Origin of the sequence: Caballeronia sordidicola (genome assembly GCF_000729995.1) — a bacterium.
In the GTDB taxonomy this organism is placed as follows: domain Bacteria; phylum Pseudomonadota; class Gammaproteobacteria; order Burkholderiales; family Burkholderiaceae; genus Caballeronia; species Caballeronia sordidicola_A.
Window position 1 is genome coordinate 44,887 of the sequence record NZ_JNFG01000205.1, and the last position, 23,871, is coordinate 68,757.

21 protein-coding genes and 1 pseudogene are annotated in these 23,871 nt (G+C 58.6%); 13 read left to right on the plus strand and 9 right to left on the minus strand.

Annotated elements, in window-relative coordinates; translation table 11 throughout:
* Window positions 1–27 precede the first annotated feature (27 nt).
* On the minus strand, window positions 28–771 hold the full coding sequence (locus FH08_RS0143120; protein ID WP_031364311.1) for an ABC transporter ATP-binding protein: 744 nt from the start codon (window positions 769–771) through the stop codon (window positions 28–30).
* Entirely contained in the window at window positions 768–1,607 is an 840-nt protein-coding gene (locus FH08_RS0143125) for an ABC transporter permease subunit (RefSeq protein ID WP_031364312.1), read from the minus strand. The genes FH08_RS0143120 and FH08_RS0143125 overlap by 4 nt, the downstream gene beginning before the upstream one ends.
* Window positions 1,608–2,150: 543 nt before the next feature.
* On the opposite strand from FH08_RS0143125, the pseudogene FH08_RS54555 reads away from it, so the two are divergent.
* Window positions 2,151–2,339 (plus strand): annotated as a pseudogene (locus FH08_RS54555) (IS6 family transposase); the annotation flags it as partial.
* Between the two features lie 56 nt (window positions 2,340–2,395).
* Here FH08_RS54555 and FH08_RS0143135 read toward each other — a convergent pair.
* Window positions 2,396–3,625 (minus strand): porin, encoded by a 1,230-nt coding sequence (locus tag FH08_RS0143135; RefSeq protein WP_031364314.1) that lies wholly within the window; start codon window positions 3,623–3,625, stop codon window positions 2,396–2,398.
* 230 nt (window positions 3,626–3,855) lie between these two features.
* On the opposite strand from FH08_RS0143135, the gene FH08_RS52805 reads away from it, so the two are divergent.
* Window positions 3,856–4,011: a hypothetical protein gene (locus FH08_RS52805; RefSeq protein WP_160172557.1), complete on the plus strand. Its 156-nt coding sequence runs from the start codon at window positions 3,856–3,858 to the stop codon at window positions 4,009–4,011.
* Between the two features lie 230 nt (window positions 4,012–4,241).
* On the opposite strand, the gene FH08_RS0143145 is transcribed toward FH08_RS52805, so the two are convergent.
* On the minus strand, window positions 4,242–6,458 hold the full coding sequence (locus FH08_RS0143145) for a putative bifunctional diguanylate cyclase/phosphodiesterase (RefSeq protein ID WP_235210685.1): 2,217 nt from the start codon (window positions 6,456–6,458) through the stop codon (window positions 4,242–4,244).
* Window positions 6,459–6,908: 450 nt separating this feature from the next.
* Between FH08_RS0143145 and FH08_RS0143150 the strand changes: the two genes are divergently transcribed.
* A complete protein-coding gene (locus tag FH08_RS0143150) occupies window positions 6,909–8,540 on the plus strand; it encodes a response regulator (RefSeq protein ID WP_031364316.1) in 1,632 nt (543 codons plus the stop codon).
* Window positions 8,541–8,609: 69 nt separating this feature from the next.
* Here FH08_RS0143150 and FH08_RS0143155 read toward each other — a convergent pair whose 3' ends face one another.
* Window positions 8,610–9,257 carry a response regulator gene (locus FH08_RS0143155; protein WP_081889778.1) on the minus strand — a complete coding sequence of 216 codons (648 nt, stop codon included), beginning with the start codon at window positions 9,255–9,257 and terminating at the stop codon, window positions 8,610–8,612.
* A 115-nt stretch (window positions 9,258–9,372) separates the two neighbouring features.
* Here FH08_RS0143155 and FH08_RS0143160 point away from each other — a divergent pair, with 115 nt between their 5' ends.
* Entirely contained in the window at window positions 9,373–10,026 is a 654-nt protein-coding gene (locus FH08_RS0143160) for a hypothetical protein (protein ID WP_031364318.1), read from the plus strand.
* A gap of 16 nt (window positions 10,027–10,042) precedes the next feature.
* Here FH08_RS0143160 and FH08_RS0143165 read toward each other — a convergent pair whose 3' ends face one another.
* Window positions 10,043–10,972 carry a transposase gene (locus FH08_RS0143165; RefSeq protein WP_051888970.1) on the minus strand — a complete coding sequence of 310 codons (930 nt, stop codon included), beginning with the start codon at window positions 10,970–10,972 and terminating at the stop codon, window positions 10,043–10,045.
* A gap of 611 nt (window positions 10,973–11,583) precedes the next feature.
* Window positions 11,584–11,982 (minus strand): hypothetical protein, encoded by a 399-nt coding sequence (locus FH08_RS52310; RefSeq protein WP_152603061.1) that lies wholly within the window; start codon window positions 11,980–11,982, stop codon window positions 11,584–11,586.
* A 115-nt stretch (window positions 11,983–12,097) separates the two neighbouring features.
* Here FH08_RS52310 and FH08_RS0143175 point away from each other — a divergent pair, with 115 nt between their 5' ends.
* The 8 genes from FH08_RS0143175 (at window position 12,098) to FH08_RS54560 (ending at window position 19,514) form a co-directional block, all read left to right on the plus strand.
* Window positions 12,098–12,298: a hypothetical protein gene (locus FH08_RS0143175; protein ID WP_235210686.1), complete on the plus strand. Its 201-nt coding sequence runs from the start codon at window positions 12,098–12,100 to the stop codon at window positions 12,296–12,298.
* Window positions 12,299–12,691: 393 nt separating this feature from the next.
* Window positions 12,692–13,546: a VOC family protein gene (locus FH08_RS0143185; RefSeq protein ID WP_031364322.1), complete on the plus strand. Its 855-nt coding sequence runs from the start codon at window positions 12,692–12,694 to the stop codon at window positions 13,544–13,546.
* Window positions 13,547–13,585: 39 nt separating this feature from the next.
* Window positions 13,586–15,241, plus strand: a complete 1,656-nt coding sequence (locus FH08_RS0143190) for a TIGR04028 family ABC transporter substrate-binding protein (protein WP_031364323.1) — start codon at window positions 13,586–13,588, stop codon at window positions 15,239–15,241.
* Window positions 15,242–15,256: 15 nt separating this feature from the next.
* The gene (locus FH08_RS0143195) at window positions 15,257–16,198 is read left to right on the plus strand and encodes an ABC transporter permease (protein ID WP_031364324.1); all 942 of its coding nucleotides are present in this window, start codon (window positions 15,257–15,259) and stop codon (window positions 16,196–16,198) included.
* Entirely contained in the window at window positions 16,195–17,055 is an 861-nt protein-coding gene (locus tag FH08_RS0143200) for an ABC transporter permease (RefSeq protein WP_031364325.1), read from the plus strand. Before FH08_RS0143195 ends, FH08_RS0143200 begins: the two co-directional genes overlap by 4 nt.
* Window positions 17,052–18,689 carry a dipeptide ABC transporter ATP-binding protein gene (locus FH08_RS0143205; protein WP_031364326.1) on the plus strand — a complete coding sequence of 546 codons (1,638 nt, stop codon included), beginning with the start codon at window positions 17,052–17,054 and terminating at the stop codon, window positions 18,687–18,689. The genes FH08_RS0143200 and FH08_RS0143205 overlap by 4 nt, the downstream gene beginning before the upstream one ends.
* 65 nt (window positions 18,690–18,754) lie before the next feature.
* Window positions 18,755–19,117: a hypothetical protein gene (locus tag FH08_RS0143210; RefSeq protein ID WP_326929011.1), complete on the plus strand. Its 363-nt coding sequence runs from the start codon at window positions 18,755–18,757 to the stop codon at window positions 19,115–19,117.
* Between the two features lie 163 nt (window positions 19,118–19,280).
* A complete protein-coding gene (locus FH08_RS54560; protein WP_419178055.1) occupies window positions 19,281–19,514 on the plus strand; it encodes a DUF2254 family protein in 234 nt (77 codons plus the stop codon).
* A gap of 448 nt (window positions 19,515–19,962) precedes the next feature.
* On the opposite strand, the gene FH08_RS0143220 is transcribed toward FH08_RS54560, so the two are convergent.
* The gene (locus FH08_RS0143220) at window positions 19,963–22,839 is read right to left on the minus strand and encodes a patatin-like phospholipase family protein (protein ID WP_235210687.1); all 2,877 of its coding nucleotides are present in this window, start codon (window positions 22,837–22,839) and stop codon (window positions 19,963–19,965) included.
* Window positions 22,840–23,171: 332 nt separating this feature from the next.
* Here FH08_RS0143220 and FH08_RS0143225 point away from each other — a divergent pair, with 332 nt between their 5' ends.
* On the plus strand, window positions 23,172–23,483 hold the full coding sequence (locus tag FH08_RS0143225) for a hypothetical protein (RefSeq protein WP_031364329.1): 312 nt from the start codon (window positions 23,172–23,174) through the stop codon (window positions 23,481–23,483).
* Here FH08_RS0143225 and FH08_RS0143230 read toward each other — a convergent pair.
* The coding region (locus FH08_RS0143230) for a glutaminase (protein ID WP_031364330.1) at window positions 23,480–23,871 on the minus strand (392 nt) is incomplete at its 5' end. The genes FH08_RS0143225 and FH08_RS0143230 overlap by 4 nt on opposite strands.

Here is a 23,871-nt window from a genome sequence, read left to right on the forward strand (position 1 = left end):
GGTCCTTGGAGTCATGCAGAAAAGCGCTCAGTGAGACTGAACGCCAAGCTCTTCGAGCAATGTGGACCGCAGTTCCTGCGGCGTATGGTTTTTGGGTTGGAAGGAGGCAGCAATGCGTCCCGAGCGCATGACGAGAATCCTGTCGGCGAGCGTGAGCGCTTCGTCGACGTCATGCGTCACAAGCAGCACGCCCGGGTGATGACGCGCCACGAGTTCCTTCACGAGTCCGTGCATCTTGATCCGCGTGAGCGCGTCGAGCGCCGCGAACGGTTCGTCCAGCAACAGGAGCGCGGGTTCGGGAACGAGGGCCCGCGCCAACGCGACGCGCTGCGCCTGCCCGCCCGACAGGTTGCGCGGCCAGTCCTCCTCGCGACCAGTCAGCCCGACTTCGGCGAGAGCTTGCGCCGCACCGGCCCGACCGACCGTGGTTTCATGACCGAGCGCGACGTTCGCGGACAACGTCGCCCAAGGCAGCAGGCGAGGCTCCTGGAACACGACGGAAGGGCGCGCGGGCGCGCGGATCCGCCCTGCATCAGGCAGATCGAGCCCGGCCAGCGCGCGCAGCAACGTGGTCTTTCCACACCCGCTTTCACCCAGGAGCGCGACAAATTCACCTTCGTGGATGTCAAGATCGAGCGCGTCGATGACAACACGCGAGCCATAGCGGCGTTGCAGGCCACGTACCGATACAGCCAGCGGGGACTGGCTGACGCGATCTTCGATCAGCGCTGAAACGTCGGAATCCCGGGACAGGACAGTGCTTGATGTCATTTCTGCTCTCCTTTGGCGTAGTTCGCGTGCCATGAGAGGAGATGAGATTCAAGGAAGCGCACCAGCGCATCTGCCGCGACGCCGATGATCGCGTAGATGATCATGGTCAGCAGAATGACATTGGTCTGCAGGAATTCGCGTGCATCCATTGCGAGGAAACCGATCCCCTTTGTCGTTGCAAGCGTCTCGGCGATGACCAGCGCGAGCCACGCGTGAGCGAGGGCATAACGTACGCCTGTGAGGATCGATGGCATCGCTCCCGGCAGGATGATTCGTCGTACGATCGCGGTCCAGTCCAGCCCGACTACCTTGGCAAGCTCCATCAGCTTTGGATCGATCTGGCGGATGCCAAGCATGGTGTTGATATAGATGGGGAACAGGACCGCGAGCGCAACCAGGAAAATTTTCGCAACCTCGCCCACGCCGAACCAGACGATGACGAGCGGGAGCATGGCGAGGAAAGGAACCGCGCGCACCATCTGGATCGAGCGGTCGAAAAGCGCTTGTGCCAGCGGCGAGAATCCGACCGCGATGCCAAGTACGAGGCCGATCGCGCCGCCAATGACGAAGCCCGCGGAGGCTCGCAGAAGCGACACGCCGAGATGAACGAAAAGATCGCCGTTCCTGGCCAGATCCAACGCGGTTTCGGCGACGTTGCTTGGGGCCGGGAGTACCTGCGGGGAGATCAGTCCAATGCGCGCGGCAACCTCCCAAAGCACCAGCGCCAGAACGGGGACGAGCCAGGAAAGCCACCTGTAGAGCGCACCTTTTGAAATACCTGGGCGCATCCGTCTCGACGAGACATAGCTGTTGCGAGAAGAAGGTACGTCAGCCATGTCGGTTCCAGATTAACCATGAAAAAACTGCTCCGAGAGGGAGCTGTTACGAGTCGGTACCCCTTGGTGCGGCCGAGTTTCGCCCTCAAAACTCGGCTTCTCGGCTTCTTAATCCGATCTACTCAAGGCAGGAAATGGGCGCATCCGAGTACATGGCCGTATCAATGCGTCACGCCATTGTCAGGATCAGGTTCACCCGGGGACGTCGCTTTGGCGCGGGCGAACCGGGCGAACCATGAGCCCCTGATAAAACGAATGCCGCTCGGGCAACATCCGGGTATAGGGCGCGTTTCGGTAATGCCGGTACCTTGGCAGCGAGCCTGTTATTAGAGGCTGTCTTGTGCCACGATGACAAACAGTTTTTTATGCTTTGCTTTTCAGTTTCTGCACATTGCTCAACGAGCGGCTGTTTTCGCCTGCAAGCCTGGCGATCAAACCTCGCTCGAAAACATGGACGGGATTCGGGTTTGTTCCGCCCTCCGACGCTTATAAGAAAGCGTCCAGCGAGAACGCGAGCGCTACATCCCTCAAGGGGACTTCCTTCGGGGCATGCGTGGCTTTCGCGATCCTGAACGCACGCTAGCTTTCCTATCGTGCTTCGGCCCGATTCGGCAGCACTTCGCGCTCAAGCGACACCTGCTGCGCGCCTCGCTCTATCGCAAACAGCTCGCCGTACGTTTCGATGCGTGGCATCGATTCACTGAACTCACCCAGAATCCGTCCACATTCTGAGCCAAGGCCGTACTCTTTGAGCTGTTGCGTCGTCGAAAATCAACGTGACAAAGCGCTCAGAACAAGTGCTTGATGCCGGCGGATACTGCCACCTGTTTATTCGTCGCCGAGGGCGACAGATAACCGATTTGAGCGACCGCCGGCCGTCCCAATGAGTCAGTGCCGCTCGCGTGCTGGAACGCACTGGTCAAATATAGTTCGGTTGCCTTCGACAACGAATAGGCCGCACCCAGATTCAACTGTTCGTACTTGGCGCTGCTCTTGTCGCCGACGCTTCCGCCATCCGTGAAGTCGAACGATGTACCAAAGCGTAGGAACGGGGTGGCCTGGTAGCGCAAGTTGACGCCGACAGTGCTGAGCGTTGTCGATCCGCTGTAGCCTGACGTGTTAAGCGCGGCCGTGGAGCCAAGTCCGCGGAACTGGGTGTTCGAGTAGTTGGCGCCGACAATCACCGGGCCGGCCGTGTAGGTCGTCGCGACCGAGATAGTCTGCTGTGTGTGGGCAGATGCGAATCCGGCGATTGCCGGGTTGGATTCGGCCGCCGTCGCCGACCCCGCTGAACCAAGGTTATTGCCTGTGGCGCTGGCATTCGCGTTGGTGCCATACAGCGAGTTGTTCGGATTCCTGGCGTTTATGATTGATGCTGCAAACGAAAAAGCGGCACCGGTATAGCTGGCGCCCGTCGACCAGAACTGGTTCTGCGTGACGTTGCCGGCGACGCCGCCTAAGCTGTACAGCGCGCCAAACCGGAAGCCGTTGTACGGGTCCGACAGATACTTGATCGAATTGTTGATGCGGTGCGTAAAGTTCAGGTTGTCGTAGTCGCTGGGATGGATCGCGAGGTTGCCCCAATACCATGCGTAGAGTAACGGGGACACGAATTCGACAGAGGTGTCGCCCTGACGTCCCAATGTGACTGTGCCGTAGCGGTTCGCAGTCAAGCCGACCCAAGCCTGGCGGCCGAACTCGGTACCGCCTTGTCCGAGCGTGCCGTTGTTGACGCTAAAGCCGTTCTCGATCTTGAAGATTGCTTTCAATCCGCCGCCCAGGTCTTCGGCGCCCGTCAGACCCCAACGGCTTGAGGCTAGTCCCGACGAGCCGCTATCGAACTGAGCAACCTGTGCTCCACCGAGTGGTTTGCCTGAACCGGATGTCGCCGCGGTCTGCACATTATTTGCGTATGTGATGTTGCCGGTTACGATGCCATATAGAGTGACACTGCTTTGGGCACTCGCGGTTCCCGCCAGGATAGAAGAAATACTGAAAGCAAAAATCAATTTTTTCATAGTAATCCGAAATAGTTAATGAATTGGCCATGACTGACCGAGCGGCTCTATAAGAGACGCACAGTCTGCCGCGAGGATTTTGGTGCTTTGAGGGGCTTTTGATTCAATCAGGAACAGGTGTGAACGCATTGCCTGACATGTCATTCTCTTAATTATTCCGATGACCGGTCAATATTATTTCGTTATATGAATCAATTTATTTAAGATGCGGTTATGTGAAGGGCTCTGCTATGGATATTCTTGATGACGCTGATTGGCGGCGGCGCCTGAAGGGTTGGCCGCGCCGGCATTGCATGAGTACCGGGGCGCTGGCGATCCTGCATCAGGAGAACGCTTGCCTGAACGGAGACATCGAGCGCCTCGGTGGGCTCGTCGAGAATCTATAGCTTCGGTTCGGACGCAATGGCGCATGCTATGCCCGCGCGCGCGGCTTCCCCGCCTGAAGGCTGATGCGGACGTTGCCGTGTGAGGCCTTGAGGGGAAGCGGCTGGAGTGCATTACCGTGTATGCACGTGCCGGTTACTTTGATGTGGGCTACGTCGCCGATCCGCTCGGTTTTATCCCTGGAATTCCGTTGAGCGGCTGGCGGGATGAGCCGTGACGCTTCTGCATCACATCACCGTGACTGCTCGACGTGGATCGCGTCGCTTACCGCGTTGACCCCCGCGTTGACCCCCGCGTTGCCCCTTAAGGCGGGCAAAAGGGTTGAAGTTTCCGACTCCTCGGTAAGGAGCGACAATGCTTCATCGGCTGACATCGGCCTGCCAAACAAGTAGCCTTGCATCTTCCGGCAACCCAGGTCACCCAGGATACGGACTTGATCTTCTGTCTCGACGCCCTCAACAACGCAATCCAGATTCAGGTTTCGACATAGATCAACGACCGATTTCACCACTTTTTGACTCGTGGTGTTCGTCGCAATATCGGCGACAAAACTTCTATCAATCTTGATCTTGTCCAGTGGGAGCCTATGCACATAGCTCAGGCTCGAAAATCCTGTGCCGAAGTCGTCAAGCGAAATATGGACACCGAGTTGCTTCAGGCGTCGAAGTGAGTCGCTCGCCACGTCGAAATCACTCACCAGCGCTGTTTCTGTAATTTCCAGTTCGATTCGGTGCGCAGGCACGCGGCTCGCCGAGATGATTTCGACGATCCTCCGGGTCGCTTCGGGAGACGCGATATCGCGAGTTGACAGATTAAACGAAATTCGCACGTGATCCGGCCAGCGCTTCGCACTTTCAAGCGCTCTTTCCAGCAAAATATCGCTGATCAACAGGATGCGATTCGATCGCTCCGCGCGCCTTATAAACTCCGCTGGCGGAACCATGCCGAGCGTACTGTTAGTCCAACGCGCCAGCGCCTCGAAGCCCGCAATATGCTTTCCAGGTAACTCAATAATAGGTTGAAAATCCAACGACAATTCGCGCTCAAGATCAGCTTGCGCCAGCGCTTGCTCAATAAGCCCCGATCTCCGCCACTCAATTTCGTGATCTGTCGAGAATATGACCGGCTTGCCCCTCGAATTCTGCTTGGCGTTATATAACGCGTAGTCGGCTCGTTCAAACAGCACGTCGACGCGTTCGACGCTACCTCGCGATACCGCGAATCCGATCGAGGCAGACAGCCGGGCAGTCATATCCGGCAAATGGTAAGGCAGCCGCAGTACACGGCAAATCTCCGTTCCGCGCTGGGTAATGTCACCGTCGGAAAGGTCCCCGCGCAGCAACACACCGAACTCATCACCTCCGAGTCGCGCCAGAAAGGCGGACGCATCCTCGAATTGCTGCAATCTGCGTCCTACTTCCGCCAGCACCCAATCGCCCATGGCATGACCATAGGCGTCGTTCACCAGCTTGAAGCCGTCAAGATCCACCAGACCGATCACCGCACCGTGGCAATCCTGAAACATGGATGGACCAGCGCCATCCAGACAGGCAAAGAATGCGCGTCGATTCGGCAGTCCCGTCAACGAGTCGAGATTGGCCAACCGGAAGTTGTCGTCACTGAGACGCTGAGTCTCAATCTGCCTCAAACGCAACTCCTCTCGCGATTCTATCAATCGGGCAAAGTCCCGGTAATAGGTCAGCAAGATGACGACCATCGCAACCGATACGAGAAACAGGTTGACCGCGATCGAGACGAATACAAGTTTCCCGGTCAGCGAAAAGAAAATCACGAACGGTATGATCACAATCACAGTCAGCGATAGCGCCGCCGCACGCAGATGCATCAAACAAAAAATGCACCCGATGACAGTAATCGCCATGTAAAAAGCGACGTGACTTTGCTGATATGCATCTCCGTACGGATATAGGCTCAGACCCCACGCCGTAAAAAACACGGCCAGTACCGCTGCGAGACGGACCGTCCGGCGCAAGCGTCTTTCAGCCGTAGCCGCATCGACGTCATGATGGCGAGTGCGCAGCCACCAGGCGAAGCGGACAACGCAAACCAGGCAGAGGCAGGCCGGCACCCATATGGACAGCAGGGCTGGAGTCGAGTGGACGTGGGTGATTGCCAGTCCTGCAGAGTTCGTGGCCAGGATGAAGTACAACAGCGGTATCTGTCGAGAAAGCGCGATGAACTGCGAGCGTGCCAGCGCGGCGTTTTCCCCTGACACGCGGAACATCGATATACATGCGCTAAAGGCGCCTCGCCAGCGGGGAAGCCCCATGCGGTGAATTTGGTCGACCATGACTACGTTACATCCTTGAGGGGGAGTCCTTGGTTTGGCCCGCTCCGCTCCAGCGGCAGAGCGGCTTTTGCATGTGTTGGCCGGCGATTCACGGCGTGGACGCCGGGTAAAACAAGACCTCCCGGAACTCGGCTTCAAAAAGTGCCAGGGTCTCTCCCGTCCCGGTCAATAAGTCAATAATCCGGGCTGCTTTCTCCTGGAGTGGTCGTCATGACTTCTGGCAGGCCGTTGCCGTTGTGCACAAACTTAAGAATTCCGACAAGCTCCATGCTATTCAGTAACCGCGTATTATCGACTCTGTCCGGATCAGGATTCATTTGCAGGAACGTTCATTACGTATGTATACGGCCACTGCAAATTCTTCTGAAGGGATAGCGCATTTTTTTTGAATTCGGACAACGAATTTATTGAAATCTGAATATTGATTAAGGATTTTCCTACGCTGAATGTAGGTTAATCCTTAGCTCGGATTAAATTTGCCGAGACATGATTGCGTCCTCACTACCGCCGTGGTAAGGCAGATAATCAGGACATTGCCTGGCAGAAAACCCAACGGGTCGATTACTGTCCATCACGGAGGTCGTCACCATGAATCATGCAGCGGCCGACGCCCGCGAAGCGCCCGTCATCCTCATCGCGGACGACACGCCCGCCAACCTCGGCGTGGTCGTCGAGAGTTTTACGAACCGGGGCTTTCGTGTACTCGTGGCCCTCGACGGCACTGAGGCCATCGAGCGTGCGCAATTCTCAAAACCGGATCTGATCCTGCTCGATGTAAAAATGCCCGGCATCGACGGTTTCGAGACCTGCCGGCGCCTGAAGATGGACGAGCGCACGCGCGAAATTGCGGTGATCTTCATGACTTCGCTCGCCGGCAGCGAGGACATGGTTGAGGGATTTTCCGCGGGCGGTGTCGATTACATCACCAAACCGGTGCGGATCGATGAAATGATGGCGCGCGTGGGCACCCATCTGGCACTGGGCGCAATGCACAAGCAACTCGTGGCGCAGAACCGCCAGTTGATGGACGAAGTGGCCATTCGTCAGAAGGCCGAGGCGGCCCTGTCTCACGTGCGCGACGAACTCGAAGTACGCGTCGCGCAACGTACTGAAGAACTGGCGCGCACGAATGCGAACCTCACATCGGAGATCGATGAACGCAGGCGCGTCGAGGCTAAACTGCTTTCGAGCGAAGCACGCTTTCGCACCATCGTCGAGACGAGTCCCGTGCCGCTGTGCATTGCTTCGTTGAACGGCGGACAACTCCTCTATGCGAATGAGCCGTTGCGCCAACTGTTCGGCCTTGACGCGGGTGAAGAGGTGTCCGCCAATATCAAAGATTTCTATACGAATCCGGCGGAGCAGGACCAACTCGTCCAGCACCTGTGCGCGGAGGGGAACTTCCGCAATGCCGAAGTCCAGTTCAGGCGATCGGATGGCACCGTATTCTGGGCAATCGCGACTGCCCGGGTTGCTACCTACGGCGATGAGCCTGCCGTCTATGCCGGCCTTAATGACATTACGGAACGCAAGCGCATCGAGCAGGAACTGTTCGAGTCGCGCGAGCAGCTACGCGAGTTATCGGCCTACATGGAAGCGATTCGCGAAGAGGAAAGAAAGCGCATCGCGATGGAGATTCACGATGAGCTGGGCCAGTTGCTGACTGCATTGAAGATGGACGTGTCGTTGCTCAAGATGCACCTCGCCAACGACTCGAGCGCTGCCAGAAAAACCGACGACATGCGCGAGCTGGTCGAAAAGACGATCTGGATGGTACGCAATGTCGTAAGCCATCTGAGGCCAGCCGCGCTCAACTTCGGGATTGTGTCGGCACTGGAATGGCTGGCCGAAGATTTCGGGCGCCGTAACGGAATTCCCTGCCAGTTCCGGATCAATGGCAGCGAGCCGGTGCTGTCAGACGCGCATGCCACCGCCGTGTTCCGTATCGTGCAGGCCTCGCTGACCAACGTGACACGCCATGCCGGCGCAACGAGGGCCGACGTGACGCTGACACGCTCCGCGAGCGCACTCGAACTCCACGTTAGCGATGACGGTTGCGGATTCGATCAGGAAGCGGCGCTCAAAGGCGAGTCCTATGGTTTGCTCGGCATGACCGAACGCGCCCGGCTAATCGGCGGATCGCTGTTAATAGACAGTGCACTCGGCACGGGTACGGCGGTTTCAATTCACATTCCGCTGGATGGTGAACCGGCGCCTTGATCCAGACTCCGATTTCCCGGCCGCTCAGCCCGACTGACAGCCCCCTCACGAATGCCCGGTACGGTGGAATTAGACCGGGCCCATGTACTTCTCTGTCAGTCGCAGGATCTCCTGAGACTGGTAGCTCTGGGCCAGCTGACTCAACTGATGCGCAAAAGGACGATGGCGCTTGTCGAGTTCGCCGATCCGCTGCGCCCACAACTGGATTTCGAGCATATCGCCCATTCGTGCCAGATAGAGAAGCGCCTCCATGTCCGCCGCGGATGGAGCCACGACCGGTCCGTCCGTATCATGGTCCGCGACGAGCGTCGCATCGGGTTTGTACGTCCATTGAAGCTTTAACAGTGTCGCAATCTGCTCAAGCAACCGGTTCTGGTCAATCGGCTTGCTCAGGAAAGCATCGGCACCGGCTGTCAAGCTGCGGATCTTGTCACTGCCGGCCGCACTCGCCGACGTTGCAATAACCAGCACCTTGCCCAGGCTACCCGCTTTCGCGCGTAGTTCCCGGATACTGTCCTGACCGTTGAGCCCGGGCATGAATATATCCATCAGGATCACGTCCGGATGCAACCGTTCAGCCTCTTCAATTCCCGCATGGCCATCCGCGGCCTCGAACGTTTCGAAGCCCAGCGAGGCGGGCATGTCGACTGCGACGGCCCGGTTGGCCGGTACGTCGTCAACGATCACCATGACGCCCAGAATTTTCCAAGTGGACATCGCCTGAGTGCCGGTCTCAAGACACGCTAAAGAAAGCCAAAATATCTGCCGTTATGCCGCTTGGGTACGTAGCGCTCCGCACACGATAAACGCCCATACGATTCGCTCGAACGCAATGAAGAAAAACTATCTGCAAGAACTAGACTCTGCATACGCTTTCACCACAAAACTCGACGCGTCGTTTGGCCGGCTTCCAGTGCAGCATGGCAGCCTCTTTACACCGGAACTTGGCGAGGAGTTATACGCTGCGCTCCAGGATCTCGGTATTCGATCATTCATCAAAGCCGCAGGACAATGCATCAAGTGGAGTCATGCGCTTCGACCTGTTGTAGAAGAGGTTCTGGGTGTGCAGGCGCTGCTAACGATCGGGCAGGTTCGCACGCCAACGCGCACGTTCTTCGACCCCAGCTTCGACGATCTGGAACGATGGTATTACCATGGTCTCGACGCACGGAATATCGAAGAGAGATCGGGTATCAACATGCATGCATGGTGGACGCTGCCGACGGGGGAAATCCTGGATGTAACCTTATGGTCCACATTGGCCGTTGCGTGGAACGAGCCCGAGCGTCTTGGGGCGGTGGCCGGCGGGTGGCCTGACAAGATTGCCCCCAATCTGCTTTACGTGCCCATGGTGGTCGGCGATGACTACATTGAGAAAGTCGAGCGGCGAATGGCATACGGTCACTTTCTGGCGCGCGAATGCACGGTGGCGGAACTGGAGGCCGCACCTGTTATGGGGATGCGTTCCTGGCACGAACTCCCATGACCTGCGTAGATCCAGATTATTTGACCATTGCCGCACTCAATGACGAGCCGAATGAATCATCTTCGTATGCCGCTTCGTCATACGCTTCCTCCATGACGGGCTCAGGAATCCTGCGCACGACAGGCCGCCTCGCTGCGTCAATTGCCGCCGCTGTCTGCGAGACAATCTGCCCGGTGCTTTGTTGATCGATCCATTTGCGCGCCCAGTCCAGCGCATACTTCTGCGCCGCCTCGAACTCTTTGAAACGCGGCCCGATAAGACCGGACCGCTCAATGCGTCTTCCGTGCCTCATGATCTCCGCCCGCGCGCGAAACCATTCGTTCGACACCGGATCCGCAGATGCACGGATGACGTAACCGTCGTGGTTGGCAACCTGCGCGGCCGTCCACGGTGACCCGCACCATCGTTCCAACTGCCGGGGCGAGCTTGCGGCCATCACTGCGCTCGACTGCGTCCGGATGGGTGTACCGGCCGCGCGACCGGAAAGTTGCCGCGTGATTTCGTCAAATGGATCGATCAAATGCGGGCCGTCGATCTTGTGGGGCGGCGCCTGCCAAGACTCGGGACTTTTCCAAAGCACGCTACGCAGGCCGTCGTTGCACTGGCCGCGCCCATCACGTCGTAGTGTGGGCCTGGTCATCGCAGAAGAAGAGCTAGGGAGATAGGCGAACGTGCGGCCCATTTGCGTCAACAGCTGAATGATCTTCGCGAGCGTGCCGTTCAACTGCCAGTCTTCGAGCCGGCACCGGCATGTGGGCCCGGACGGGTACCGGCCTGGCAGGCTCGACCACGGCTCGGCGGTTGACAGAATCCACAGGATTGCATTTGCCACGATGCGCGGGTCCGCGCGGGGCCTGCCGCGTCGACTCAGACGGGTAGCAGGCTTATCGGCAAGTATGGGCTCGAGGACTTCCCATTCTTCATTGCTTAGCTCATCAAAATACATGGTTCCCTCCACACAGCGTGGCCAGGCTTCAGCCTTCGCACTTCCACGGATTCGTGACTTCCGATCCTCTCGATATCCTCAATTGCGCCTAAGCTCGTCCTTCTCGACAACTTGAAGAACGTCGCACGTGACGACTGAACACATCCACCAGGTCGAAGCAAGAAACGTGAACTCACCCGTGCGAGGAAGAATCTGCACATGAAACATATGACGAAGACGCGGCCGATAGGCCCTGTCGCGCTCTACACCGATCGACGCTGCATCGAACGGAGACTGCAAGTACGTGCCGACTCCGGGCGGAGTTGAATTCAGACCGTCCATCGGTTTCCCGATTCACGGGTCGAGTCGCTGGCGCCCCGTTGTGACAGAGCCACAGCACCCTTTAACTGCACCCATTAACTGCACCCAAACGTGCACCCAAACGTGCACCGGCAAATCCGGTTCTGACTATGCAGATAGCTCCGCGTGCGCCAGCCGCTTCCTGAGAGGAAGTCGTAGTGACGCGGCAGCGGGCGGTGATGACGTCGTGCTTGCGCAACACGCCGATGCCCGTACAGCGATCGTACGATGCAGGGCGCGAGGCAAATTCATTGAAAGATCACGGGTACCGTCTACACGAGGGCCATGGACGAAATGGAGTCCCGGGCTGTTTTAGCAATGCCATCAATTTTTATCGTACGCAGGCCAAGCCATTCTTTCGATCGGCAAAACCCGATATTGCTATACGGCTTGACTGATTTTTCTGTCGGGATTTCCTTACGGGTTGTCGCAACAAGATGGCCCGCCATGCTGGTGGCGACAACCATAAACAAGCTTTGTGGGCGAAAAATTAAACCGGGCACACCGGGCTCGAGCGAGCGGTTGATGCGGCGCCGTTGCCACCGTTGTGTTGCAGTAAGACGAGAGGGACGATCAAAGACAATATGTGATGGATTACATAGTAAATGGTCGTGTGGAACTGTTGGGTAGTGGGCAGTGGGCGGTGCAATGTTATACGAGCCTTTGCTCACAACGGCGCTCGGTCGTCGGTCGGCGAGGAGAACTTCGGCGAAGGCGCGCTGCCCGATCCGGAGTGCCGCTATGCGCGCGCGACAGAGTTCGTCGAGGTCGTCAACGCGCTGTTCGATGCGAACGATCCAGCGGCTGCGGGCTCGGTATCGGTCGACGGGGCTGGTCGATATAGTGTCGCTGCATGGCCTTGGTCAGTTGGACCAGGAAGATCTGCTGCTAAACGGGCTGTTGCCGGAATTGCGCCGGCGCGGCCTGATCGACACCGAATATCGCGGCGGCGATCTACGGTCGAATCTCGAACTGACGCCGCTGTAGACCGCTGCGTCCGACGAAGGGCGGCATGGCGGCATGGCGGCACGCGGCGAACGACGGCTGAAGCGCCGACGTTCGTTCGCTGACGCCCCACCCATCTTCAATCGCGGCATGGTCCCCAACATCAATCCGAACGCGCGCGGCAGGAAGCATCCCTTGCAGCGGCTAGCGCATCGCAACGTCCGGCAGTGACGTGAAGTGGGCGTCGCTTTCGGAACCCCTGAACCGGGATAACGATATTACAAAACATCGGTTCTCCGCCTCAAGGCGCACGACTATGATGCCCTACGCCAACGCTATTGGAGGAGCCAGATCGATGCCCACGTTCTTACGATTCAATCGCCATCCGCGATCGCCGTGCACAGCCCGCGCCAGCCGTTTCGAGGGTCGACGTCCGTGAGCGGCACATCCGCTCCCACACTCGATCATGTGGTTATCAATGTCCGCGGTGAACTCGATGAAGCAAGCGCTCAATGGCAAAAGCTTGGCTTTACGCTGACCGAGCGCGGCCATCACTCGCGGGGGACCAGTAACCATCTTTCCGTCTTCCAGGAAAACTATCTGGAGTTATTGGGTTTCGAGCCCAATAACGCGCACTCTGGTCAGGATCTCGTCAACGCACCGAAAGGCTTGAATGGCCTGGTCTTCAAGACTACGAACGCTGAAAAGCTGTTCGACGACATTCAGGCGGCAGGTTTGCGTGCCGAGGAGCCGAGAGCGTTACAGCGCCCGGTCCGCATTTCGACGGGCGTGCAAGAGGCGCGCTTTCGCACGGTACACCTGGGTGCAGAGCTGGTCAGGAATGGCCGCACGTACTTCTGTGAGCATCTCACCCCGGAACTGGTTTGGCGGGACGAGTGGCAGACGCATGCCAACGGCGTCACGGATCTGACTGGCTTCATCATCACGTCCGCGCAGCCCTTGCATACGGCTGAGCTCTACCAGCAGCTTTTCGGTCCGCAACGGGTGCTTGAAACGATCGATGGCGGCGTCGCTTTTCAAGCGGGGCGCGCCCGCGTGCAGTTCATCACACCGGCAACGGCAGAGGCTCGCTTCGGTCCGCTAGAAACCACACATGACGGCAGTGAACGCAACGTCGCACTCACCCTTGAGACACGTTCACTCGACGCCCTTCGCGCGGTGCTGGTGCGTAATCACGTTTCGTTCGTTGAGCCGGGGGACGGCACGGTCGTGGTTCGTGCGACCGATGCGGTAGGCGTGGCATTGCAATTCACCAGTGCACCGCACTGAAACCGGCACCTTGCCCAATAGTCAATAAAGGGATTCAACATGCAGTCGTTTTTTCGCCTGAATGCCGTGGCGCGTGGACTGGCTCTCGGTACCTCGTTTGTTCTTCTCACGGGGACGGGGACCGCTGTGGCCGCCACTGAGGCGGCAACACCGGTACAGGGCGGCACGCTGGTTTATCTGGAACAACAGCCTCACACAAACCTTTACCCACCGGCAGCCGGCTTCTATCCCAACGGCGGGATCGTGAATCAGATCACCGATAAGCTGACGTGGCAGAATCCGGCCACATTGGAAGTGGAGCCATGGATCGCCGAGAGTTGGAGCAGCAATGCCAGCAAGACGGAATACACATTCAAGCTGCGCCCGGGCGTGACCTTTTCCGACGGCACACCACTGGATGCCAATGCGGTGGCGAAAAATTTCGATACGTACGGCCTGGGTGACAAGGAACACCATCTGCCGGTGTCAGAGGTCATCAACAACTATGATCATAGTGAAGTCATCGATTCGCTGACCGTCAAGTTCTACTTCAAGAAGCCGTCGCCGGGGTTCCTGCAAGGTACCGCGACGATCGGGTCCGGGCTGGTTTCGCTCAGCACGTTGACGCGAAATTTCGAGGCATTGGGTGACGCCCGCCACATCATTGGCTCAGGTCCGTTTGTTGTAAGCGATGAAAAGCTTGGGCGTGAAGTGGATCTGACGGCGCGCAAGGACTATAAGTGGGGACCCAAAAACCTCGGTCAGCAAGGCCGGGCGAACCTGGACGAGATCAAGATCATCGTCACGCCGGAAGACAGCATTCGTATTGGTGCGTTGCTTGCAGGGCAGGCGGGAGCCGTTCGTCAGGTCCAGGCCTACGACGAGAGCCAGGCGACCCAGAAACACTTCTTGATCTATGCGGCCGCCACGCGTGGCGTGAACGACAGCATCAGTTTTCGCCCCGATAATCCGCTGGCGGCCGATCTGAAAGTCAGGGAAGCACTGTTGCATGCCACGGATACCAAGCAGATCGTGGACACGCTGTTTTCGCCTCACTATCCGCGGGCGTCGTCGGTCCTGGCGCGATCTGCCGCCGGGTTCGTGGATCTGTCAGATAAATTGAAGTTCGACCCGGTACTGTCCCGGAAGCTTCTCGACGAAGCCGGCTGGAAACCGGCAAGTGACGGCATCCGGCAAAAGGATGGCCAGCGGTTGTCGTTGACCGTTTTCGAATCGACTCCCCAGCCGCAAAACAAGGAAGTGCTGCAACTGGTCGCGCAACAGTGGAAGCAGGTCGGTGTCAGTTTGAACGTGCTTGCCGGCGATGCGGGCAGCAAGACGGTCGACAATCTTGATCCGCTGAAAACGGCGCTTGTTGTGTCCGAAGTGGGCCGAGCAGACCCTGACGTGGTCAAGAGCCAGTTCTATCCCACCAACCGCGACGCATTGCTGCAAAAGGGCGGATCAAGCAGCAAGGTGAAGAACTTTCGTGACGATAAACTCAATGCCTTGCTGGAGAGTATCTCCGCGGAAACGGACCCGAAAAAGCGCCTTGCGCTTACTGGCGATGCCCAACGTTATCTGATTGATCAGGCATACGTCATTCCTATTTTCGAGGAGCCTCAAGTCTTCGCCGGTGCGCCTTGGTTGAAGGGGGTGAGTTTCGAGGCCGTTGGCCGCCCAAGCTTCTACGGTGCGTGGATCGCGAAACGTTAAAGGGCGGCTGGCACGATGCGCTATTTTACCCACCGACTCGGTCAGGCATTGCTGGTGCTATGGGCGGCATTCACGGTTTCGTTCGTATTGCTGCAGGTCCTTCCGGGCGACGCAATTCTTATCAAGTTTCAGAACCCGGACCTGGGGTTGAGCCCTCAGCAAATCCAGGCGATGCGTGAAGCGTATGGCGCGGCAACACCCTTGTGGGAGCAGTACGTCCATACATTGGGCGCGATACTGCGGGGCGATTTCGGTTATTCGGTACAAGCAGGCGTGCCCGTCAGTGAGTTACTGGCGGAAAACCTTCCCGCGACACTGCGTCTGGCGTTGCCGGGATTTTTACTTGCCGTGATATGGGCAGTGCTCATCGCTTTCGCATCAAACCTGGTCGGCCTGCGTTGGCTACGCAACGCACTGCAGACGCTGCCGTCACTGTTTGTCTCGATCCCGACCTTCTGGCTGGGCATCGCCTTGATCCAGATATTTTCTTTCCGGTTGGGATGGATCCCCGTGATCGATCCTGGTAAATGGGTTGGCATGATCCTGCCCGTCATCACACTATCCGTGCCCATCTCAGCGCCGCTTGCGCAAATTTTAATACGCAGCCTGGATCAGGTGGCACTGCAACCGTTCGTCGCCGTCGCACGCTCGAAAGGAGCGAGCTACCGTCGTGTGCTCTTCCATCACGTGGCGCGAAACGCCGCACTGCCTACGCTGACGATCGCTGGTCTGCTGTTCGGCGAAGTACTCGCCGGCGCGTTGATCACCGAAACCGTCTTCGGTTTGAGTGGTCTTGGCGCGCTGACGCAACAGGCCGTCAATAATCAGGATGTGGCGGTATTGCAGTCCATCGTCATTTTGTCCGCAACCGCGTTTGTTTTCATCAATCTCTTCGTCGACCTGATTTCCCTGGCTTTGGATCCGCGATTAAAGGCCGTTCAGAGGGCTGTCCCATGAGCATCGTCGATCTCGACATTTCTCGTGAGCCTTCATCGCCCGCCAAGCGCTTCTTTGGCTCGAACACGTGGTCGCCAGGGTTGATACTGGCCTGCCTGGTGATGGCGGCGGTGATTCTCTGGGCGCTGTTTCCCAGTGCGTTTACACAATATAGCGGTACTGAAGGCATCGCCGGAGCGCAGCGCTTATCACCTCAAGCGGGACATTGGCTGGGAACGGATCAACTCGGACGTGACGTCTACGCGCGCATCGTCTGGGGGGCTTCGTATTCGCTCAGCAGCGCCTTTGTGGCCGTTGCCCTCGGTCTGGTCGTGGGGACGTCACTAGGGCTGGTTGCAGGGGCGTTGGGCGGACGCGCCGACGGCATCGTCATGCGTATCGTGGATGTCCTGTTGTCGATCCCCGGCCTGCTTCTGGCATTGAGCATCATTATCCTGCTCGGTTTCGGCACGATCCATGCGGCCGTCGCGGTAGGCATCACGTCGGTCGCCAACTTCGCGCGTCTTTCCCGATCTGAAGTGGCAAGGGTCCGCTATAGCGACTATGTAGAAGCCGCCTACGGAAGTGGTGGGACCTTTCTGTCGGTTCTATGGCGGCACATCCTGCCCAACTCATTGACGCCCGTGCTCGCCTTTTCCGCCATCCAGTTCGGCAATGCCATTCTTGCAATTTCGACGTTGAGCTTCCTGGGATACGGTGCACCCCCGCCTACGCCAGAGTGGGGGCTGATGATCGCGGAAGGGCGTAACTACATCTCGACGGCCTGGTGGCTGACCATTTTTCCGGGCGTCACCGTCATTGCCGTGGTGCTTGCCGCGAATCGAATCAGTCATGCATTTTCGGGAGACCGCCGATGAGCGCTTTATCCATACCGGTCCTCGCGCTTGAAAACCTCAGCATTGCCTATCGCGACGGCAACTCGAAAAAGCGCGTGGTACACGACGTTTCACTGACGGTGAACCGGGGCGAAGTGGTCGCATTGGTGGGGGAGTCGGGGTCCGGCAAGACGACCACGGCGCAAGCCATCATCGGGCTGTTAGCGGAAAACGGGGAACGTGAAACGGGCAGGATCATCATCAATGGTGTCGATATTACGCAGTGGTCACAAAAGCGCCTGGATGGTCTTCGCGGAAAACACGTCAGCCTGATTCCTCAGGATCCGGGCAGTTCGCTCAATCCGGTGCAAACCATCGGCGAGCAGGTCGGAGAAATCCTGCAATTGCATGGGCGTTTGTCGAGAAAGGAGCGCAATGCGCAGGTCCTGGCCTTATTGACCCGGGTCGGGCTGAATCACCCGGAGCGCAGGGCCAGACAATATCCGCACGAATTGTCGGGTGGCATGAAGCAACGTGTCTTGATTGCGATTGCCGTGGCGCTCCAGCCCGAACTGATCATTGCCGACGAGCCGACCAGCGCGCTTGACGTGACCGTGCAAAAACGCATTCTTGACCTGGTGGATCAACTGCGTGTTGCTACCGGAACCGCCGTGTTGTTCGTGACGCATGATCTGTCGGTGGCGGCCGCGCGATCCGACAGGATCGTGGTCTTCCGGCAAGGCGAAATTGTCGAGCAAGGCGACACGAAAACCTTCATCCAATCGCCCAAGCACCCCTATACCCGTAAGCTTTTCGAGGACAGCCGGACGTCATTCCTTCCTGCAACGCCGGCCATTTCCAATATTTCCAATCAAGGCGCGTCCAGGGGCGTGCCGGCTATCGAGATCACGGGTTTGAGCAAGGTGTTCTCGATCGGCAAGGGGAGTGCACCATTGCGGGCCGTCGATAACGTTTCTTTCTCGGTTGCGCGCGCTTCCACGCATGCACTCGTGGGGGAGTCGGGGTCCGGAAAAACGACACTGGCGCGGATGCTGTTGGGTTTCCAGAAGCCTGACGCCGGAACGATTTTGGTGGAGGGTGTCGATGTCAGCGCGCTGCGTGGTGAGTCATTGCGGCAATTTCGCCGAAAGATCCAGCTGGTGTATCAGAATCCGTTCACCTCGCTTGACCCGAGCCAGACGGTGTTTCAACTAATCGAAGAACCTTTGCTCAACTTCGATCGACTGCCAAAGGCGGAACGGCAACGCCAGGTGGAAGCCGTGACCGAGCGGGTCGCGCTGCCGCTTTCAGTGCTGCAACGCAAACCTCGGGCCTTGTCCGGAGGTCAGCGTCAACGGGTCGCGATTGCCCGCGCCCTGATACTGAGTCCGGCCGTCCTGGTTCTCGATGAGGCCACATCGGCCCTCGACGTGACCGTACAGGCGCAGATCCTGAGTCTCCTGTTTCAATTGCAGCAGGAGTTGGGACTGACCTATCTGTTCATCACGCACGATCTGGATACGGTCCGCAAGCTTGCACATACGGTGTCGGTTCTGCATGCCGGGCGGCAAGTGGATTACGGCGGCACGACGGAGGTGTTTCATCACCCGACCAGCGATTACACGCGCGAGTTGATTCGTGCGATTCCTGAAGCTCCGGCCTTGCACGCGGCTTGACATCTGAAAGCGGGATAAGCAAGCATGGACTTCGGTTCTGTTGCAGTAAGGCGTTTGAGCGGGCCGTGGTCGTAGGTCGCAGTCGCATTCTTGGGAAACCGATGGCGTTCATGTTGTCGAATGCGAACGCGACGGTCACGCTATGCCATTCGAAGACATCAAATCTTGAAGCGGAAATTCGGCGTGCCGATATCATTGTTGGCGCAGTAGGAAAGCCAAACTTCATTCGTGGCGAATGCGTCAGCGCCGGAGCAATTGTTATCGATGCCGGCTACCATCCCGGAGGCATAGGCGACATCCATCCCGATGGTCTGATGGGCAGATGCGAGGCGGTGACGCCGGTTCCGGGAGGGGTAGGGCCGATGACAATTTCAACGCTTATCGCCCAAACCGTCAGTGCAGCCGAACGTGCGTGTGCGGCCATCTAATGAGTGTCCGCTGTCGATCAAGTTGAAGGGGCGTTGCGGGGTCGTTCTCGACCAACTGCATCGGGTTGTAGTCGGCCATTAGCCGTCGTTGACGTTCGCTCGACTCGCGACGTACAAGCGTCTTTTCCGCATTCAGTACCGGACACCCGGGTTTTCGCAGCGGGTGAGGGCAACGCTTATCGGTGCGCTGCGTGTATTAGCGGCCGTGACGGCCGCTGCCGCCGAACGCTACATTCCGTGGCGGTTTTCCGGAGGCATCAGCGCGAATGCCGTTGACCGCATCCTCTCAATCATGTCGTCGAGCATGCTGACAGTGACAACTTTCTCCCTGAGCATCATGACCTCGGCCTATGGATCCGCGACAAATACCGTTACTCCCACGCCACTATTTTGCTGATTCAGGACAGCGTTGCCCGGAATGTGCTGTCGACTTTGGTCGGCCCTTTTCTTTTCAGCATCGCCGCACTAGTCGTTCTTAAAGTTGGTGCCTATGGGTCGCAGGGACAGTCAGTGTTTTTTTGATGAAACTCGCCGTCAATCATCCTGGTCGTCATCGCGCTGTACTGGAGCAGTCACTTAACGTTTGTCGGGCGCATTGGCGAGACAACTAAACAACTGACCGAGTCGAGCAGCCAACACAAGCCGTATAGAAGCCGCCTTGATCACGGCAAGCCCGATGTGGCTGAAAGCGTTTTCTACGGCGTTATAAGGGCCTCTCGTGCGCGTCAGGATTCCAGAAACCGTCTTTCGCTAAAACCGGTGCGGCGTGTGGGCGTGTCTGCTTCGCGTAAGGCGGCGGCGGACGATTCTCGCGGTGCAGGCGGAGTTGATGGAAGACGTGCCACTCACGCAAACAGCGCGTCCGCCTGGGAATAACCGAGCGCCCGGTGCGATTCCCACTGTACGTCGTCGAAGAACTGGTTTGCTGTGGACTCGTGCGGAAAGGTTTTTTGCGTAGCGACGAACTGGCGCACGTCATGCGGTGCGCAGTCCGTCAGGCGTGGCTTGATGATCAACAACTGGCCCGAACGCCGGGTCGGAAATCGCGTGACAAGGCGCACGGCGAGGCATTCAGGACGTTTTTTGAATTCGTCGAAGGAGCTGGCGATCAGCTTCTCCTTAAGCCGCACGCCGCACGAGGCAGACGAGCACGCACAGTTCTCCTCCATCTCGATACCGAAATCCACACGCACACGCCGCATCAGATTGGCAATGTCGCCGAAGCCGTAATGCTCGTCGCAGCCGTTGTCGATCACGACGATGAATTCGAGGTTCCGGCGCAGCAGTTCATAGGCGGCGGTGTTTTCGAAGTGGCCGCCATCGGTGAGATACCACCTTCGAGCACGCGGGCCGTCGAAGCGGCCGATCAGTTCGCTGAGCAGGCAAAACTGCGTGCCGAACAATTTCTCCGATACGAAGCGATGCGGATTCTGGTTCGGCGGAAGCGGCACCCGCGCGCGCTCGAAGTTCAGGGCACCACGACGGAACGGTGCAGAGTAGGTGTCCCACCAGTAGCCGAGCCGAATGTTCGCGATGCCCAGCAGCAGCGAGTAACCGGGGCGGGTGTCCTGACCGAGTCCGGTACTGACCGCCGCGCCCGAAATGGCGATCCAATCGCCCACGGTGAGCGATTCCAGCCAGATATTGAAGGTTGGGGTGCCGGAGCGGATGTGCGTGGCGGGCGTGGAGATGTCGTTGGCATATTGCCAGTCGCATTTGAGCACGCCCATCTTGGCGCCTATCGTGAGTCCGGCCGGTCCCACGCTAAGAGACAGGCCGCGCGCGCCGCGCTGCACCAGCGAGGAATTCCAGTCCACGGTCTTGTTGACGGTCGAGTTGATGAGATGGACCGGCGCGCAGCTGCGTGAGTGGTAATACTCATTCATCGCCACGCTGTCGCCAGGGACGAGCGAGGTGACATCGCGCTGGTCCGCGTTGTCGAGCCGGTTGCAATTGGTCGCGCCGAGGAACGTGCGCGTGAGGCGCGTGCTGTAGAGCCGCTGATAGGTCGAGAGATTGAGGAACTGGATACACAGCCCGTCGATAATCGCCAGGACCAGCAGCACGACGCAGATGATCAGGTGCATCGCGACCCGCGGCATCTGGTTGAATGGCCAGATGTCAGGCATGAAGCGGGCAAAGGCGCCAACGGTGACATAGGCGTCGAGCGTGGCAATGACGGCTTGCGCGGCGATCGACCAGAACGTCAGCGTCAGCAGGGCGGCGAGCCCGGCCGTCACGGTGGCGAGAACGATGCGCGGGGTGCTGATGAGCAGGCTCGAGATGGTCGAGTCCTTCGAGAGCAGGAACTTCGATACCCCCCAGATCCCGGCGCCCGATCCGGCGAGCACCGCCAGCGAGGGCACGGCCCCTGATGCGCCGTTGAACAGCCTGTCGCTCAGCACGAGGCAGTACTGGTAGCCGGCCTTGCCGAGCTGGTCGATTACCCAGACGGCTATTCCCCACAGCATCACTTGGATAGGACCGGAGAAGAAACTCAGGTTACCGATGCGAAGCGGCGTGGTGTAGGCGTTGGTGAGGGCATTGCGCAACCGGTCGACGAAAGCCCGGCTATCTGATCGTTTGGCGGCGCCGAGCGTGGAGGTGGGGAACCACGACTTTCCTGCTGTCGCGGTGCGACCGGCATACCCCCAAGCTAGCGCGAACGCGAGGACGGCGAACACTTCGGTGGCGATCACATAGACCGAGCCAAACGTGATCAGGTGAAACGTGTGGGAGTCCGTGCTCTGTGGCGTGGGCCAGCTGACGGAAAGCCACCATTCGTTCGACAGGAACGCGGCGAGCGCGACTATGGTCAGGATCACCAGCGACACGAACGGCAGCAGCTTGTAGACCGTGCGCGTTTCCTGTGCGAGGTTTTGGGTCAGCCAGTAGGCTCGGCTGAGCGGCGAAAGGACCAGCACGGCGACACCCAGCGAGAGCACGAGGGGCAAGGAGTGGCACATGTCGACATAGGTGAAGATGCGCTGGCACCGGTAGGCTCCCACCGTCTCGATCAAGTTTAGCCAGAGCAGGATGGTCAGCAGGGTCACACCCAGGACGTACTGCAGTGCGAACCAGTTGCGCATGGAGAATGCAACGGACTGCAAGGCGTCGTCGATGCCGTTCGGTACGAGGTAGTTGCAGTTGTCGCGCAAATAGGAAACCGGCGTGACGCAGTTTGGCGCGGGCGGGGTCGCCTTCGGCCGCAGCCTGCCGGAGACGGTGCGGGCCTGTGCGGCGAAGACATCGGCGTGCGTGTCCTGATCGCCAGCCCGCAAGGCGTCGGGCACGAAGAGACTGCCATGGAAGGCGCCCAGGTAGCTTCCGCCCGAGACGGTGGATATATAGGCGAAATGATCCAGTGCACTCCGGTCTGCGAGCGCCTGAAGCACGCCGAGCGAAAACACGGCGCTGCGGATGCCGCCGCCGGAGATCGCGAGCGCGGGAATCTGCGTGGCCGTCGCTGGCATGCTGAGGTTCAGCGCGCGGCGGTTACGCTCGATCTGCGCAAGCTCGATCTTCAGGAACTCCTCGGGCAGCATCGAGGCGGTTTGGTCTTCAGTGGCCTCGTTTTGTCGGGCAAGGCGCGGCACTTGGATGGCGCGCGTCGCGCGTCGCCTGAAAAGGAGCGAAAGCAAGCCGGCCATGGTGTCTTCCCCTATGTTCGTCTTCTGCGGCCCAACGGTATTGATGCTCTTTTCCAGCTCCCAGCGGGCCACGGCGCTCTCGCAAACGTTTTCCCGCGCAGGCAATCTAAGTGCTCCAGCCATGTACCTGGTGCTGAGTGCTCTGGCTTCGTGGTCGAGTCACATGAACCGGGACTACGTGTCCATTGCCCCGAGATACGCTCGCTCGCCTTGCTGGTTGGAGAGACTCGCCTGATTGTGAGCGCGCGTCTGTACGGTTTGCCACACACGCTGGAGGGGTCCGACGCCTATCGCGTTTTGGCACGGAATACCGATGCGCGCAAGCGGGTTAATTCCGATGCAAATCGACACTCGGCGAGCCAACCGCGATCGTTCATGCGCTGGAACTGAGCGACGGCCTACTTATGACCAACTGGACCCGTGAGACGCTCGAACAGCTCGCCCATGGCCGCTCAGGTGTGGTAACTGGAGAGGAGGATCCGTTCATCGAGCAGCAGGAGCGCGCGGTATCGACCCACCTGGAGGAAATCACGCAAGCGGAGTATCTTCCTCACTCCAAGGACATATGTCCGCTGAACTTCAGCAGCAGACATTACTGTAGCGACCAGTCGAATGGCAGCTCAGGGTCGACTCCAGCCGGAGAAAATATTCGGCACTGCTCGCTTCAGCGCTATGTGAAGATAAACCGCGAAGGCTATCCGTCACGGCGGTATTAAAAGATGGACTGCCCGGTAAGTGTGGTCAAAGTTTCCAGTGACTTCGCGCCGGCAAGTGAGTTGCCGTTCGCGTCGAGGCCGGGCGACCACACGCAGACCGCCATTTCGCCCGGCAGCACCGCGACGATGCCGCCGCCGACGCCACTCTTAGCTGGCAAGCCGACGCGAAAGACGAAGTCGCCTGCAGCGTCGTAAGTGCCGCAGGTCAACATCAGCGCCGACAGACGCTTGGTCGAACTGCTGTCGAGGATGCGCTCCCCGGTCGATGGTACGACGCCGCCATTACTCAGGAACAGGGCGGCCTTCGCCAGTTCGACGCAACTCATCGAGATCGCACATTGCCGGCAATACGCGTCAACTACCGCATGGACAGGCATTTCCATATTGC